This window comes from Pontibacillus marinus BH030004 = DSM 16465 (assembly GCF_000425225.1).
Taxonomy (GTDB): domain Bacteria; phylum Bacillota; class Bacilli; order Bacillales; family BH030062; genus Pontibacillus; species Pontibacillus marinus.
The window spans coordinates 137,056-154,532 of sequence record NZ_KE384333.1 but is presented as its reverse complement, the minus strand read 5'-3'; the positions used below and the strand labels follow the sequence as shown (position 1 = coordinate 154,532).

At 38.1% G+C, this 17,477-nt stretch carries 13 protein-coding genes and 3 tRNA genes; 15 read left to right on the top strand and 1 reads right to left on the bottom strand.

The window, feature by feature from the left end; translation table 11 throughout:
• Positions 1-14: 14 nt before the first annotated feature.
• The 15 genes from dnaB to H514_RS0119390 all read left to right on the top strand — a co-directional run bounded on the left by dnaB (position 15) and on the right by H514_RS0119390 (position 15,806).
• Positions 15-1,364, top strand: a complete 1,350-nt coding sequence (dnaB, locus tag H514_RS0119460; protein ID WP_407946830.1) for a replicative DNA helicase — start codon at positions 15-17, stop codon at positions 1,362-1,364.
• A 783-nt stretch (positions 1,365-2,147) separates the two neighbouring features.
• Positions 2,148-3,434, top strand: a complete 1,287-nt coding sequence (locus H514_RS0119455) for an adenylosuccinate synthase (protein WP_027448464.1) — start codon at positions 2,148-2,150, stop codon at positions 3,432-3,434.
• A gap of 166 nt (positions 3,435-3,600) precedes the next feature.
• On the top strand, positions 3,601-4,209 hold the full coding sequence (locus tag H514_RS0119450) for an NUDIX hydrolase (RefSeq protein WP_027448463.1): 609 nt from the start codon (positions 3,601-3,603) through the stop codon (positions 4,207-4,209).
• A gap of 157 nt (positions 4,210-4,366) precedes the next feature.
• A tRNA-Glu gene (locus H514_RS0119445) sits at positions 4,367-4,441 on the top strand.
• A 19-nt stretch (positions 4,442-4,460) separates the two neighbouring features.
• Positions 4,461-4,537: transfer RNA gene (locus H514_RS0119440), tRNA-Asp, on the top strand.
• Between the two features lie 217 nt (positions 4,538-4,754).
• Positions 4,755-4,827, top strand: a tRNA-Phe gene (locus tag H514_RS0119435).
• Between the two features lie 409 nt (positions 4,828-5,236).
• Positions 5,237-6,706 carry a peptidoglycan DD-metalloendopeptidase family protein gene (locus tag H514_RS0119430; RefSeq protein ID WP_231566583.1) on the top strand — a complete coding sequence of 490 codons (1,470 nt, stop codon included), beginning with the start codon at positions 5,237-5,239 and terminating at the stop codon, positions 6,704-6,706.
• Between the two features lie 173 nt (positions 6,707-6,879).
• Positions 6,880-7,584 carry a response regulator YycF gene (yycF, locus tag H514_RS0119425; protein ID WP_027448461.1) on the top strand — a complete coding sequence of 235 codons (705 nt, stop codon included), beginning with the start codon at positions 6,880-6,882 and terminating at the stop codon, positions 7,582-7,584.
• Positions 7,585-7,589: 5 nt separating this feature from the next.
• On the top strand, positions 7,590-9,437 hold the full coding sequence (gene walK, locus H514_RS0119420; protein ID WP_027448460.1) for a cell wall metabolism sensor histidine kinase WalK: 1,848 nt from the start codon (positions 7,590-7,592) through the stop codon (positions 9,435-9,437).
• Complete coding sequence (locus H514_RS0119415) at positions 9,434-10,747, top strand: YycH family regulatory protein (protein ID WP_027448459.1); 1,314 nt, start codon at positions 9,434-9,436, stop codon at positions 10,745-10,747. Before walK ends, H514_RS0119415 begins: the two co-directional genes overlap by 4 nt.
• Positions 10,747-11,586 (top strand): two-component system regulatory protein YycI, encoded by an 840-nt coding sequence (locus tag H514_RS23550; protein ID WP_051255239.1) that lies wholly within the window; start codon positions 10,747-10,749, stop codon positions 11,584-11,586. The genes H514_RS0119415 and H514_RS23550 overlap by 1 nt, the downstream gene beginning before the upstream one ends.
• 19 nt (positions 11,587-11,605) lie before the next feature.
• The gene (locus H514_RS0119405; RefSeq protein ID WP_027448458.1) at positions 11,606-12,409 is read left to right on the top strand and encodes an MBL fold metallo-hydrolase; all 804 of its coding nucleotides are present in this window, start codon (positions 11,606-11,608) and stop codon (positions 12,407-12,409) included.
• A 73-nt stretch (positions 12,410-12,482) separates the two neighbouring features.
• Positions 12,483-13,721, top strand: a complete 1,239-nt coding sequence (locus tag H514_RS0119400) for a S1C family serine protease (protein WP_027448457.1) — start codon at positions 12,483-12,485, stop codon at positions 13,719-13,721.
• A 58-nt stretch (positions 13,722-13,779) separates the two neighbouring features.
• Complete coding sequence (locus tag H514_RS24480; RefSeq protein ID WP_081673093.1) at positions 13,780-13,947, top strand: CxxH/CxxC protein; 168 nt, start codon at positions 13,780-13,782, stop codon at positions 13,945-13,947.
• 485 nt (positions 13,948-14,432) lie between these two features.
• A complete protein-coding gene (locus H514_RS0119390; protein ID WP_051255238.1) occupies positions 14,433-15,806 on the top strand; it encodes an FAD-binding oxidoreductase in 1,374 nt (457 codons plus the stop codon).
• 39 nt (positions 15,807-15,845) lie between these two features.
• On the opposite strand, the gene H514_RS0119385 is transcribed toward H514_RS0119390, so the two are convergent.
• A complete protein-coding gene (locus H514_RS0119385; RefSeq protein ID WP_027448455.1) occupies positions 15,846-17,321 on the bottom strand; it encodes a Na+/H+ antiporter NhaC family protein in 1,476 nt (491 codons plus the stop codon).
• Positions 17,322-17,477: the final 156 nt, after the last annotated feature.

Below are 17,477 nucleotides of genomic sequence, written 5' to 3'. Positions count from 1 at the left end.
GCTTGAACGATGTAATGAATGACCGTACACCGCCCCATAATATTGAAGCTGAACAAGCTGTGTTGGGGGCCATTTTCTTAGAACCTCAGGCCATAGCAACAGCTTCAGAAGTTCTTTTACCAGAGGATTTTTATCGTGCTAGTCACCAACGTATATATGAGGTTATGACGAACCTTTCTGAAAAAGGAGAGCCAATTGACCTTGTTACCGTAACGACTGCACTCTCTAATCAGAGCGTACTAGATGAAGTAGGTGGGGTATCCTACCTTAGTGATCTAGCAAACTCTGTACCAACAGCTGCTAATATTGAATACTACACAAAAATTGTAGAAGAAAAGTCCATTTTACGCAGACTTATAAAAACAGCTACAAACATTGTAACAAGTGGATATTCTGATGAAGGTGAAGTTGAGAGCGTATTAAATGAAGCAGAGAAAAGTATTTTAGAAGTAGCCCAAAGTAAGGACTCCGGGCGTTTTAAAAATATAAAAGATGTCTTAATTGATGTGTATGATAATATCGAGCAACTTCATAATAATGATGAAGAGGTGACAGGCGTTCCTACTGGTTTCCGTGACTTAGATCAAATCACTTCAGGATTCCAAAAGAACGACCTCATTATTGTAGCTGCTCGTCCTTCAGTAGGTAAGACAGCTTTTGCCTTAAATATCGCGCAAAACGTAGCGGTTACTGCACAAGAAAATGTTGCGATTTTCTCTCTTGAGATGGGAGCAGATCAGCTTGTTATGCGTATGCTATGTGCAGAAGGAAATATCAACGCTCAGAAACTCCGTACAGGAAGCCTTGAAGAGGAAGACTGGGGTAAACTCACAATGGCCATGGGTAGCCTTTCAAACGCAGGAGTATTTATCGATGATACACCGGGTATTAAGGTTAATGAGATTCGGTCTAAGTGTCGCCGACTTAAACAAGAGCATGGTCTGGGAATGATCCTAATTGACTACCTCCAGTTAATCCAAGGTAATGGTAATTCTAAAGAAAACCGTCAACAAGAGGTATCAGAAATATCTCGTGCTTTGAAAGGACTAGCTCGTGAGCTAAATGTTCCATTAATTGCACTATCTCAGCTTTCTCGTGGCGTTGAAGGACGTCAGGATAAGCGTCCAATGATGTCCGATATCCGTGAATCAGGAAGTATTGAGCAGGATGCCGATATTGTAGGATTCCTATATCGTGATGATTACTATGATCAAGAATCAGAAAAACAAAACATCATTGAGATCATTCTGGCAAAGCAACGTAACGGTCCAGTTGGGACAGTTGAACTAGCCTTCGTAAAAGAATACAACAAATTCGTAGACTTGGATCATCGCTATGACCAGAGTGATATTCCACCTGCGTAATCAAGCCCAGTGAAATGAAATCACTGGGCTTTTTTATGTGTTAAATCTTATTATGGTGTTATTTCAGTAAAGCCCCCTATTGTTGAAGGCTTGGATTCGAGATAAAGTGTGGTGGAGGTCCGTTGCTTTTGTGAGAGTAAGGGGATCGGTGAAACGGCAATACTCCTGCGGAAGACCGGCCGAGCTTCCTCGTTCGCAAGCTCTCTGCGGGATCTCGTCCGCCCTTTCTACCGCGGGAGTTTGCCGTTTCCCTCACCCCTTTGCTGATATGGAGATTAACGGACCCTTGGCTGTGATCATCTAATTCTTTGCTTAAGGAATATGTAGTTTAGATACTAAAACCCTCTGCATATAAGGGTTTAGATCACTTTGGTGCATACAATGATTTAAATACATAATCCAATGGAGAAAACTATACGATCGCTGCGGTTCCGTTCATCACCATTCTGCTAAGGTGGGGTGTGGAACGGGTTGACTCCTCCGGTAGAAAGGGCGAGCGAGATCCCGCAGGAACGAAGTGACGAGGAAGCTCGATCGGTCTTCCGGGGAAAGCAACCCGTTCCACAGCCCGCCGCACTGCATTATCATAACGGAACCACCCCGCACCAGCTTATTCCAGATAACTGCCATAATACTGAATAACTCCCATAACCTTTTAACGAACAAAAATAAATAATGCATTATTATCGTTCGTATTTTGGATTGACTTTTGCAATATGAATTGATACGCTACATACGTTGTCAATAAAACGGAAATTATATAGGCGGAGGTGCCATTTATATATGTCTTCAGTAGTTGTTGTCGGTACACAATGGGGAGATGAAGGTAAAGGTAAGGTCACAGACTTTTTATCTGAACAAGCAAAGGTCGTAGCTCGTTACCAAGGTGGTGACAATGCAGGTCACACCATTCAATTTGAAGGAGAAACATACAAGCTTCACTTGATCCCATCTGGTATCTTTTACAAAGATAAGGATTGTGTAATGGGGAATGGAATGGTTATTAACCCAAAGGCATTGGTAAGAGAACTTAAATATTTACATGACCGAGGTATCTCAACAGATAATCTTAGAATCAGTAACCGTGCGCACGTTATTTTACCGTATCACATTAAACTAGATGAAATGCAGGAACAACATAAGGGAACGAATAAAATCGGTACCACGAAAAAAGGTATTGGCCCAGCATATATGGATAAAGTAGGACGTAACGGCATTCGAATTGCTGATTTATTGGATAAAAATACATTCCGTGAGAAGTTAGAAACGAACGTAAGAGAAAAGAATGCTGTTTTAGAACACGTATATGGAGTAGAACCATATAAGGTAGATGATATTCTAGATGAATATTATGAATATGCAGAGCAATTCTCGGCTTATGTATGTGATACATCTAAACTTCTTAATAACGCAATTGATGAAGATCTGCCTGTTCTTTTTGAAGGGGCACAAGGGGTTATGTTAGACATTGATCATGGAACATACCCATTTGTTACGTCTTCTAACCCTTCTGCTGGTGGTGTAACGGTTGGTGCTGGCGTAGGACCTACACAAATAAAACAAGTTGTGGGCGTATCGAAAGCCTATACAACGCGTGTAGGAGATGGACCTTTTCCAACTGAATTACATGATGAAACAGGAGATAAAATTCGAGAAGTAGGTCGTGAATATGGAACGACTACTGGCCGTCCAAGACGTGTTGGATGGTTTGATACTGTAGTTGTTCGTCATGCACGTCGCGTGAGCGGAATAACAGCATTGTCTCTAAATTCCATTGATGTATTAACAGGAATCGATACGTTAAAAATCTGCACAGGCTATCAGTACAACGGTAATGTGTTAGATGAGTATCCAGCTAATTTAAATGTATTAGCTGAGTGTGAACCGGTATATGAAGAAATGCCAGGATGGAAAGAAGATATCACTGGAGTTCGTCGCTTTGAAGACCTCCCTGATAATGCACAGAACTATGTGAATCGCATTTCTGAATTAACTGGCATACCGATTGCTGTATTTTCAGTAGGGCCTGATCGTGTACAGACGAATGTTTTAATTGATGTATATAAATAAACAATTAGGCGTGTAAGACGATTCATTCGTTTTACACGCTTTTTTTAAGAAGGAAAGAAGTAGGTCATAATGATCTAGGTCCAGCGCCGGCTATGAGATATTCTATCTGTTAAAAACATTGAGAGATAGTGAAAAAACTTTAATAAGAAGCAGGAGGGGATTTTAAATGCAAAAAGAGATGCTGAAAGTGTTTAATGAAAAGTATCAGGAACAAGGTGTAAAATCACGAGATGAAGTACATAAACAAGGCTTATGGCATGAAACCTTTCATTGTTGGTTAGTTAGTAGAGAAAGGGATACAAATTATATCTATTTACAGTTAAGAAGTGAGACAAAAAAAGACTTCCCGAACTTACTTGATATAACAGCAGCAGGTCATTTGCTTGAAGATGAAACTGTAAATGAGGGGGTAAGAGAGGTGGAAGAGGAGCTAGGAATTAGTGTAGACTTTAATGATCTAATATCTCTAGGAGTCATTAAAGATTGTCTTATAACGGATGACATACAAGATTATGAGTTAACGAATGTATTTTTGTTGATATGGAATGGAGATATCAAAGATTTTAATGTACAAGAAGATGAGGTCTCTGGAATTGTGAAAGCTGATTTAAAAGATTTCATTGGTCTTTGGTCAGGAGTGACGGAGAGTATTTCAGTTGAAGGTTTGGACTACTTAAATAAGCCCATATATACCGAGGTTGGATTACAAGATTTTGTTCCACATGAAACTTCTTATATGAGAAATGTGTTAAGTAAAATAGGTAGTATGCTTTAAGAATTACTACAATAGAAGAATATCGATCATTACTGTTATAAGTGTCAGTATATCCAAAAGTTTTACCTTTTTCGATAAAAATCACAAAAATGTATTGTAAAATAAATTGGATCATGCTAATATTAATATCGCTGTCACTGATTGAGTTTTAACAAGTGGCCCGTTGGTCAAGTGGTTAAGACACCGCCCTTTCACGGCGGTAACACGGGTTCGAATCCCGTACGGGTCACCACTAATACATAGCAGTATGAGGTCCGGTAGTTCAGTTGGTTAGAATGCCTGCCTGTCACGCAGGAGGTCGCGGGTTCGAGTCCCGTCCGGACCGCCATTTACTTAACAAAAGAAGCGGCACCATATTTTATGGATCGGTAATTCAGTCGGTAGAGGATCCGTAAACTTCAATGTACTTCTTCATGGTAGGATCTGCGAGGAACAGCCCATCATCTAGCAGAATAAGCTTGGGTCGTGACGAGCACAGCAAGAATGAACGTCCCTGAATGAACATCTTAAATACCGCACAAAAGAAGCGGCACCATATCACTTATGGCTCGGTAGCTCAGTCGGTAGAGCAACGGACTGAAAATCCGTGTGTCGGCGGTTCGATTCCGTCCCGAGCCATCCATTAAGAGAGGATAAACTACTATGGTTTATCCTCTCTTTTTATTTCTATTTTTAGACAATGGTATAGGAAATAATGTCGAATCCAATATAGGAATAATGTGGGTCTTATGACATAATTCGAAAGTTTATGTTTGTAATATTACTGTAACATTAAAGCAAGAATTACGAAAAAAACGCTTCCAAAATAGTGTGATTATACACTAATGGAGTCAATTGAAATTAGTCATTTGGTAGTATAGTGGAAATTATAATACAAGTTTATTACATCATCTCCTAATCTATTTCATACGAATTAGAAAGTATGATAAATTATTTAAGTGTAAACAAAAACAGAGAATAAATTTATAGATAAAGACGATTTATAGATAAAAAGCGACTGGGAATTTGTGGGGAGGAGGTTTATACCGTGTGGCCGAAGAAGAGTAATGCAAAAAAAGGCAATCAAATCAATGCCACAAAACAAGATTCAGCACCGATCTGGAAAAAAGTTATTCTCACAACTTGTTTAGGTTTAGGCATAACAGCAGGATCCGTATATGCCGAGAGTTTCGAGAGTTCAATTCCGACGGTGTATCATGTTTATGTGGATGGTGAGCATATCGGCACGGTAGATGACCGTGAAGTTGTAAAAACTTATATTGGTGAACGTGTAGGTCAAGCTGAACAACAATTCAAAGATCTAGATTTAACAGTTGGTGAAAACGTAACCTACATACCTGAGAAGATGTTCAGACCATCTTATAACAATAAAAAGGTATTAAATAGTCTAAAAGAAGACTTATCAATAAAAGTAGAAGCTACAAAGATCGAAATTGATGGTGAACTACTTGGTTATGTAGAAGATCGTAAAGATGCTGATCAAGCCATTGAGCAAATTAAGCGAAAGTATGTATCAAAAGCTGTTTTAGATAAAGTATCTAAATCCAACTTTGATGCAAATGCTATTGATCTGGAAATTGGCGATTCTACAGTATTAGACGTTTCACTATCTCAAAAAGTTTCATTTTCAGAAGAAAAAGTAGTACCTGAAGAGATTTTTTCTGTGAAACAGTTAGTAAAGCTTTTAGAAAAAGGGACATTAAAAGAAAAAGTTCACACAATTAAATCTGGGGAAGTATTAGGTAAAGTAGCGAGTAACTATAATTTATCTACCCAAGAAGTGTTGGACTTAAACCCTAAAATAAATCAAAACTCCATTTTACATGTTGGTCAAAAAGTTAAAGTGACAGCTCCTGACTCTTTACTAGATGTTCAGGTCACAGAAGAGATCCGTAAGAAAGAAACGATTGATTATGAGACGGAAGTAAAAGAATCAGATGATATGTATAAAGGACAAAAGAGAGTAGAGCAACAAGGGCAAGAAGGTTCTAAAGAAATGCATTTTAAAGTCATCAAAAAGAATGGTGAAGTTGTTGAGAAAGAATTGCTCAAGGAAAAAGTGCTAAAAGAACCTGTTAAGAAAATTGTCATTAAAGGCACAAAGGTTATTCCATCTCGTGGTACTGGAAACTTTAGTTGGCCAGCAGTTGGTGGTGTCATTACCAGTAAGCTAGGTATGAGATGGGGGTCCTACCATAAAGGTATTGATATTGCAGGCGTAAGTAATCGTACACTTAAAGCTGCTGATAACGGTGTTGTTGAATCTGCTGGATGGGCCGGTGGATACGGGAATAAGGTAGTTATTGATCATAATAATGGCTACAAAACCGTATATGCACACATGTCCTCCGTTAAAGTAAAAGCTGGTCAGACAGTAAGAAAAGGTCAAGCGATTGGTACGATGGGAACAACCGGACATTCAACTGGTGTTCACCTGCATTTTGAACTTTATAAAAATGGCAGCGTTCAAAACCCATTAAAATATATAAGTCGATAAAAATATTTACAAACCTCTAGTGAAACAAAACTAGGGGTTTTCTTATTTAGTATATGGGACAAGTTAAGAAAGTAGAACCAACATCATTTTGATCTGAAAGACATTTCGGATATAATACGTTAAAATAAAGAATTAAAGATATATATGTCCTTAAAGAAGGAAGGGATAAAAAAATGAGTTTTAAAGTTCTAGTAGTAGATGATGAAAAACCCATTGCAGATATTTTGAAATTTAATCTTGAAAAAGAAGGGTATCAGGTTGTGTGTGCCTATGACGGAGACGAGGCCATTGAGCTTGCTAACCAGGAAAAACCGAACTTAGTCTTATTAGATATTATGTTGCCTAGTAAAGACGGTATGGAGGTTTGTCGAGAAATTCGTAAAAACCATAATATGCCGATTATCATGTTAACAGCAAAGGATTCTGAAATTGATAAAGTATTGGGGCTTGAATTAGGAGCTGATGATTACGTAACGAAGCCATTTAACAATCGTGAGTTAATTGCACGTGTTAAAGCGAATTTACGACGCCATCAGCAGCAGCCTGAGGATGCAACGAAGACCAATAATGATATAAAAATAGGAAAACTGGTTATTCATCCAGATGCATATACCGTAACACGCGATGGAGAGCAGATTGAGCTTACTCATCGTGAATTTGAATTGCTTCATTATTTAGCTAGAAATATTGGACAAGTTATGACCCGTGAACATCTTCTTGAAACGGTATGGGGATATGATTATTACGGAGATGTACGTACAGTAGACGTAACTGTACGTCGACTTCGAGAGAAGATTGAAGAGAACCCAAGTACACCGATGTGGATCGTAACAAGAAGAGGAGTCGGCTACTATTTAAGAAATCCTGAGCAGGAGTAGTTTGTATGAAGAAAGTCGGATTTTTTCAATCCATTCGCTTAAAGTTTATTATTGTCATCATATTGCTCCTATTGTTTCCTATTCAGGTAATAGGAGCATACTTTGCACAGCAATTAGAAACTCAACTACTACAAAATTTTAAAGAATCGATTGTCGATAATGTTGAGCTGTTAAATTATCAGCTCGAACAGGCTTTTGCGAAGGAACGGTCTGAGGAAGATCCTTCTTTACAAAAGGAAGTCCAATCGATTCTTTCTGATTTTGACGCGGAGTCCATTTCAGAACTTCGGGTAATCAATAATAAAAGTCGTGTAATTGGGACAACCAACCAATTAAATCAAAGCGACGTAGGAAAGCGTACAATAGATTACCGAGTAAACCGTACATTAGTATTGGGGCAAAGCGATGAGGAAGTTTTACTAAATAAAAATACGGGTGATCGAACGTTAGTAATGACGGTTCCTATTTATCAATCAAATGGGAATGGAGATCAAGAGAACGTGGCAGGGGTTATTTATTTAGAAGCAAGCCTTGAAGGGGTTTATGGCCAGCTTCAAGAAATTAATCGTATTTTTGCCAATGGAACGTTTTTAGGTGTGTCGATATCCGTTTTACTCGGTATAGTCATTGCGCGTACGATTACAAAACCTATTACTGAAATGAGAAAACAAGCTAAGTTAATGGGAGACGGAGACTTTTCTCAAAAAGTAAACGTGTATGGACGAGATGAGATTGGTCAATTAGCTCTGTCTTTTAATGAATTAAATGATAAGTTAAAAGTTGCTCAAGCAACAACAGAGAGTGAAAGAAGGAAATTGAGCTCCGTACTTTCCAACATGACTGAAGGAGTTATCGCTACAGACCAAACTGGATCCATTATTTTAATGAATGAGCCAGCTGCGAGACTTATTGGTAAGCGGATTGATGATGTGGAAGGCGAACCATTATTAGATGTACTTAATATACATGACCGTCTTGATGACATTAATGAAATACAAGATACAGGCTCCATTATTATTGACTTCAGTGAAGAAGACCAGCAATTACTTCTAAAAGCTAGTTTTTCTATGGTTCAATTCGAGAGTGAAGAGATGAATGGTTTTATTACGGTACTTAGCGATGTCACTGAACAAGAAAAGATTGAGAGAGAACGTCGAGAATTTGTGGCTAATGTTTCACATGAATTAAGGACACCTCTTACAACAATGAGAAGCTATTTAGAAGCTCTAACAGATGGGGCGTGGGAAGACAAAGAAATTGCTCCACGTTTTCTAGGTGTTACACAAACTGAAACAGAACGAATGATTCGTCTTGTGAATGACTTGCTTCAACTGTCTAAGATGGATAATAAAGATTATAAGATGTATAAAGAACAAGTAGATTTCACTAACTTATTTCAACATACAATTGAACGATTTGAGTTTAATAAGACAGAGAAAATAGAGTTTGTTCGACATTTACCTGAGGAAGAAGTGTGGGTGTGGATTGATAAAGATAAGATGACTCAGGTGCTCGATAATATTATATCGAATGCCATTAAGTATTCCCCAGAGGGAGGAACGATTACATTTACCGTTGATGTAATGAAACAACAGCAGAAGCTTGTTGTGAAAATATCGGATGAAGGAGTCGGCATTCCAGATGAAAAACTTAATAAGATCTTTGAGCGTTTCTATCGTGTAGATAAGGCACGTTCGAGAAATCTTGGAGGAACCGGCTTAGGATTAGCTATTTCCAGGGAAATGATCGAAGCACATGGAGGTAACATCTGGGCTGAAAGTAAGGAAGGAGAAGGGACAACTGTTCTCTTTACACTTCCGCTCATGAGTCAATCGCGGGGTGATGAAGAATGACATGGGAAAATGTCAAATCAGTATTATTAACCACTTTAGTAGGTACAAGTCTATTACTGACACTCGCGATTTGGAATTATCAACCTCAATACGATGTCCTTGATAAAGAAAATATAATTAACGATGCAACGAAAATAAGAAGTGGTAGTAAGGAATCGGTTAAGAGTATTATAGAACCCAAGCATATTATTTTTCATCAAAATAATCGTATCTTTTCTTTAGACAAATTATCTGAGGAAAATGAACTGTATAAAGAGATTAGAACTTGGCCACTAACTGACTTTCAGTATCGTGCTAAAGGAACATATGAAAGAGATTCTACAATCGAGATTGTATTACCAACACCCGTACCAATCCAAACACTCGCTAATACATTTACTGTAAAGGAAAAAGAGAAGGAGGACTTACCTGAGCTCAGTGTTGACCGTGTGTTAATACAGATGTCGCATCGGCAATCCTCAAGTCTTGTTCACTTTGTATCAAGTGAAAATGAAGAAAATATTAAGGCTGAAATTCAAAACTTTGATGTGTATAGTAATGTAGAAGACTATCTTGTAAATCCGTATGGGCAAGTAAATTACGTAGCCTATGAGAAAAATCGTAAATCACCAATTTATTTACCGGAGGGACAAGTAACCCTTCCGATGAACACGTATCCAACTAGATCCATCAATCCAAACACCTTCATTAACGTTCTCTTTAGTAATCCAAATTTAGTCCGTCCGAACTCTTCTAATATAGGAGAGGAATATTATTCAGATGGAACAACAAGATTACGTATTTATGAAAATGAGACCATGATGGAATTTATAAACCCAGCAGAAACTGAATACACACTTATGGACCGTTCGAGTTTGATTCGACAAAGCCTTGAATTTGTCAATGACCATAATGGTTGGACAGACCATTATAATATTTATCATCTTAGTCAGAATCAGAATTACATTCGTTACCGTTTAATCAAAGAAGGATATCCAGTATTTGATGATGAAAACCGTAGCTTAATTGAACAGACATGGAAGAACCAGGAGATATTTGAATACCAACGTGCGCTTATTCAGCTTCAACCTCCATTTGGTAGTCAGGAAATTACATTGCGTTCAGGTAATGATGTTCTTGCCTATCTTGAAGAAGCTTGGAAGAAGTATCCTCCATATTTAATTAAAGATATCTCGGTGGGTTACGAAATGAAAAGAACTGGTTCATCAGCAGAAGTGTTCACATTGCAGCCTAGCTGGTTTATTAAGTTGAATGATTGGCAAAAAATCGAATTTGATGAAGGACTTATGAATCAAGGGGGCGGTAGATAGTGCAATGGGGACAAATTAAAACACTATTTATTGTTTGCTTTCTGATTCTAGATGTCTTTCTCGTTCAACAATTCTTTGAAAAAAGAGAGCAAGCACAAATCGGATTGTTACCTGATTCAACTATTGAAGAACAGTTGGAAGCAGAAAAAATCACACTTGGTGATTTACCTAAAGAAAGTATAAAGGAAACCTATATTTCTGCGCGCCGTTATGTCTTTAATGATGAGGATCAAAAGAAGCTAGATGAATCAGAAAATCAATCGTACCAGCTTTTTAATGATGGAACGATATTATTATCTGAGCTTGAAGAATCTGTTCCTATAGATGTTGAAGCATCTGATGAGGATATAACAACCAAAGTAAAGGATCAGATTTTACATGGGGAAAACTATGAGTATTGGGGATACAATAAAGAAGCCAATAAACTTCTTTTCTTCCAATCCTATAAAGATAACCCGATTTTCTTTAATGAGAGTGGCGTTGTAATTGTTTTTCTAAATGAAAATCAGGAAATGACTCGATATGTTCAAACAATGCTTGATGATTTCAATAAAACAGGCGAAAAACAAGAGCTTATTAAACCTAAGCAAGCAGCGATTACCTTGTTCTCTCGTAATGAGTTATATAACGGTGATAATGTATCCGATATGAATTTAGGATATTACACGTTAGTCCCACTTTCGAATGGATTACAGGTATTTGCACCAACGTGGAAGATTCTTGTGAACGGGGAACGTCAGTATTATGTTAATGCCATGGAAGGTCAATTGATTTCTATGGATGAAAACACCTTTGTAGAAGATACAATTCAAAACCTTCTAGATCAAATTGAACAATAATTTTGGAGTGGAGAGCTATATGAGTTTGCACTTTAGTGTGTTGGCATCAGGAAGTACTGGAAATGCTTTTTATATAGGAACAGACAATCAAAAATTGCTTGTTGATGCAGGATTAAGCGGCAAGCAAATGGAGCGTCTCATGAATGAAGTGAATATTGATCCAAGTGAGCTAGATGGAATCTTAGTGACTCATGAGCACAGCGATCATATTAAAGGGCTTGGTATCATGGCTAGGCGCTATCAATTGCCAATCTATGCAAATGAGAAGACATGGATGGCTATGGAGGATCAGATCGGAAAGATTTCAACGGATCAAAAGTTTGAATTTCCGATGGCTTCTGTAAAAGATTTTGGAGATATTGAAGTTGAATCCTTTGGCGTCTCCCATGATGCGGCAGAACCGATGTTTTTTGTTTTTCGTAATGGAGGGAAAAAGGTAGCCTTAGCTACAGATATGGGTTATGTTTCAGACCGAATAAAGAAAACAATTGAAGATGCGGATGCTTATATTTTTGAGTCTAATCATGATGTTGAAATGTTGCGTATGGGACGTTATCCATGGAATGTGAAGCGAAGAATTCTTGGGGATAAAGGTCACGTATCAAATGAGGATTCGGCCATCGCTTTAACAGATATAATTGGAAATCGAACCAAGCGTATTTATTTAGCCCATTTAAGTCAAGATAACAATATGAAGGACCTTGCACGTATGTCTGTGGCAAATATCTTGAATGAACGAGGCATACCTCTAGGAAACTCCATTGATTTATATGACACAGATCCAAAATCAGCGACCCCGATCTATACGCTGAATGATGTTTAACCAATTTTTGATGGAGGAATCATTTAGTAAAGAATGAGAAAATCCTATGAACAAAGAGAGGATTGGTGAGGGAATGGGTTATTATGATGATCATGTTTCTAGTAAAAACCAACATAAACGTCCAAGCTGGATCATGCCGACGGTGGTTGGTCTCATACTAGGAGCTGTACTTATTGTTTTGGCATTGCCAGCATTAATTCAATCCAACATATTACCGTATGATATTACAACTCCTGACGAATCAAATGACCAAGTACAAGCTGATGAAGATGAAAACCAAAATGATAATGATGCTGCTTCTGAAACACAAGATGTAAATGTTGATGTCACCACACAAGTTACGAAAGTCGTCGCTGATGTTCAAGAAACCGTTGTGGGTGTCATCAATATTCGTCGCGGTTCATCTAATTTTTTTGAAAGTCAATCAGCTCAACAAGGTACGGGGTCTGGCGTTATTTACAAAAAGTCGGATGGAAAAGCTTATGTGGTGACGAATCACCATGTAATTCAAGGAGCAGATGAGCTCGAAGTTGAACTAATTGATGGTACTCGTATCGAAGCGCAATTACTTGGAAGTGATCCTTATATGGATTTAGCGGTTTTAGAGATGAGTTCTGAAAAGGTAGGTAAAGCCATTAAGCTAGGGTCCTCAGATGATCTAAAAGTAGGGGAGCCAGCATTAGCGATTGGGAACCCATTAGGTCTTAAATTCGCCGGATCTGTTACAAAAGGAATTATTAGTGGTAAAGAAAGAGCAATCCCACAAGATTTAAATGGAGATGGTCGAGTCGATTGGAATGCAGAAGTAGTCCAAACAGATGCTGCCATTAACCCAGGTAATAGTGGAGGTGCCTTAATCAATATTAAGGGACAGTTAATCGGGATTAACTCCATGAAAATTGCAAAATCAGCAGTAGAAGGGATTGGGTTCTCTATCCCAATTGACATCGCAAAACCAATCATTCAGGATATCGAAGAAGATGGTGAGGTAACACGTCCGTATATGGGTGTTGAGGCATATTCATTAGCTGATGTTCCGAGAGCTGAATGGGAGCGTACACTTAAATTGCCTGAAGAGGTAACACAAGGTGTATTCTTAAGAAGAGTAGAACCTGCTTCCCCAGCTGATGCTGCGGGCCTTAAAAAGTACGACGTGATTACTCAATTAGATGGTAAACCTGTTAAAGATATTGTTGATTTAAGAAAGCATTTATATCAAGAAAAAGAAGTAGGCGACCAAATGGAAGTTACGTTGTATCGTGAGGGAGAAAAACAAACACTTACAATGGAACTGTCATCGTCAAGTTATTAAATAAAGAAAGCGGGGACTTAAAGTGTCCCTGCTTTTTCTACGTGAAAGAGGTGAAATGATGAAAGTTTATGTATGTTCTCAACATGTGGATAAAGCAATGGATGTAGTCGTAGATGAATATGGTACATTCCCTGCATTTGAAGAAGCGGACATATCCACAGACTGTGAATATTGTGAGGATAACGCAGCATATATGGTAGCGAACACTGGTTCTTCTACAAAATAAGGGTCTGTGGATTGTGTATATGTGGATAACTTTGTGCATAAGTTGTTTACTGTCGTTAATAAGATGTGAATATGAAGCCTGTGCATAGACTTGTGGATAACCTTCATGACCATGATGGTCTTATGTATATGTAGGTCAAGTTTAAATACGAAATGAAACATGATTTAAGGTTATTTAGAGTGAAGTCAATAAACAGATAATGAGCAAAAACGTCTAGGATCCTAGGCGTTTTTTAAAGGATTAATATTATAATCGCTTCCTATTGCTGAAGACCAAACTCCGACAAAACTAGTGGAAATCTTACCTAATTTATGGTTGAAATGGAAGTGCTGAATGCATAGGATTAAAGTATCAGATATGCATATTAAAATTTTTTCATTATATAGGTAAAAGGAGTCATCTGACTAAGCAATATAAAATATTTCAAGTTACCTTTTATATTTATGCATATTTATTAAGAAGGAGTGATAGTTCTGGAAGCTCTAATGAAAAAGTTAAGTGCAAATGGACGTGTAATCGTCCAAGGTACTAAGGATTATGAAGAAAAAAGACAAATCTTTAATAAAGGGATTCAGCGTTTCCCTTCTGTCATTGTGTTATGTAAAACAGAACAGGATGTAACTGAAGCAGTACGCTTTGCTAGGCAGGAAGATTTAGAAATATCTGTTCGAGCTGGTGGACATCATATTGCTGGTACATCTGTTACTCATAAAGGATTAATGATAGATCTATCAGAAATGAAGGAAGTACGCGTTGATGAAAAGCAAAAGGTAGCTTTTGTTCAAGGTGGCGCAACTTTAGGTGATGTCGATCAGGAGACACAGAAATACGGATTAGCTACACCAACAGGAACTGTATCTGAAACAGGTATTGCGGGTTTAGCACTTGGTGGTGGATTAGGTTACTTACGAGCTAAATATGGATTGACTTGTGACAACATCGTAGCAGCTAATGTGGTAACGGCTGAAGGTGAATTAATCCGTGTAAGTGAAGAGGATTATGAGGATTTATTTTGGGCGATCCGTGGTGGTGGCGGTAACTTTGGAATTGTGACAACATTTGAATTTCAGTTGTACCAAGTAGGACCAGAAGTTTTAGCTATTGATGTGATGTATGACTATAAAGATGCTAAACAAGTTTACCAGAAGCTTGATGAGTATTTAGAAACAGCACCGAATGAAGTTAGCTTAAACACGATGATGATGACAATGCCTCCAGCTCCATTCATTCCGGATTTTTTACATAATAGAAGTGTTATAACATTAACAGGAATGTATGATGGTGATCCAAAAGAAGGAGAGGAGCTTATTCAATCTTTACGGGATCTTGCTGAACCAATAGTGGATGCCACAGCAGTAATCCCTTATACGAAGTTACAAAGTAAACTAGACGCTATGGTACCACCAGCTGCGAATTTCTATGGTACGTCACTGTATTTTAATGAACTCAGTAACGGTTTGTTAGATGAGCTATCTACCTTATTAGGTCATGCAGCATTCCCGGCTATGTTTCAGCTATGGGAGCTTCATGGCAAAATGAATGAAAAATCTGAGGATGAGAATGCCTATTCTGTTCGTGATGCTAAATATGTACTTCTGGTGGATGTAATGTATGAAGGAGGAGGTCAAAAAGAAGCTTGTGTAAATTGGACAGAGGATTTATACAACCGTCTTGTACGTTATTCTTATAATCGTGCTTCTTATATGAATGGTGTAGAGCCTCACGAAGATATAATTGAACAAACTTATGGAGATAATTTTAGTCGTTTACAGGGGATTAAGAGAAAATATGATCCCCACAACATATTCCGTATGAACCACAACATAGATCCAACTAAAAAGAAACCAGTTAAAGAATAAAGAAAAGGGCTCCCATGAAGGAGCCCTTTTATATATAATTTATTTCTTTACCTCTTCACCATTCTTACCTTCGAAACGTAGTCCCCAACCAGTAAGGGCAGCGATAAGCATTACGATGAGTAATCCCCAACCTTGGAATACGTATGGGAATACTTCGGCAGGTCCGACAATTGGAATGAATCCATACTCGTCTGCAGCACCCTTAATCGTTGCCCATGCTAATAGAACACCACCACTCCAAGGGAAAATATAACCTAGAGAAGAGGAAACTGTGTCTAGGAAGTTCGCGCGTCGATAAGGATGAATGTTAAACTCTTTCCCTAGCTTGCGCACAAATGGTCCGGCTGCAATCTCAGCAGCTGTATTGATTGTAATAAATAAATTTAGGAAAGCTACGATACCATAGATCGCTAACTCAGCACGTTTTACAACACCATTAATGAGTTTAAGGAAGAAGTTTTTGATGGCCTCCATTGTCCCCGCTAATTCCATTAGATGTGCCGCTGCTAAAATGAATAGAATAAGAATTGCCATGTTAAAATAGCCACCAATACCATTCATTAGAGCACCGCCAATAGCAGCATCCCCTGCATCATTACGATAAATATGGATAACTTCTGTAAATGGAGTTCCCGTAAAGAGCATTACAATAATAGATGCCACAATACCGATTGTAAGAGATGTAAGTAAATGGCGACCTGATAGAGCTAAAAATAGAACTAATGCAAATGGAAGGAGCATGATTAATCCTTCTGGTGAAACTTTCTCCTTCAATTGCATGAAGGCTTCTTGATTACCACCTGATCCGCCACCGCCGAAAATAACAAATAATATAAGAGCCGGAATAGCGGCAGTTATTGAGTATTTAAAACGAGAACGTACTACTCCAGGTACATCAGCATCTTGTGTTGTTGCAGATACGATTGTTGTATCTGAAACAGGTGCTAGGTTATCTCCAAATACAGCACCACTTAAAATGGCAGCTAGAAGAATAACGGGGTCTGCACCTAAAATGATTCCTGCAGGATACATAAGAATACCAAACGTTGCTACAGTTCCATACCCTGTACCAACTGCTGTTGAAAAAATGGCTGCTAGTATGAAGGTTAGTCCAACAATAAAGCCACCTTCTAAACCTGTTTGAAAACCAAACCAGATAAGTCCGTCTACAAGTCCACCTGCAGCTAATAGCTTAGCGAACATTCCTGCCCAAAACCAAGCAATTACGGCAATAACACCAATTGGTTGTGCCATACCTTGAACAAGTCCTTGAGCATAATCTTTCCATTGCGACTTACAAAAGAATAACCCAATTGCTACACCAATTACCATACCGAGAACTAGTGCTTCTTCGGTTACAAGCTTCATGGCACTTAGAGAAATGGCCCAAATAATAAAGAAAATTAATGGGATTGTGGCTGCAAATGCACCACCATAAAAGTCGAGTTTCTTGATCTGATGGTCACCAACAGCCTCTCTTGCATCTTGAATTTGTTGATCATCATCCTTTGTCATAATCGAACAACCTCCTTTACCATACATCCTATGTTTATAACTGTTGTTCATGATGTGTTATATAACATTGTAAAAGTGAAGGAGTAGGATGGCAAGAATTTTTGTGCAGTAAATTCCTTCAAGTGTAAACATTTGTTTTTGCACAATAAACAAACA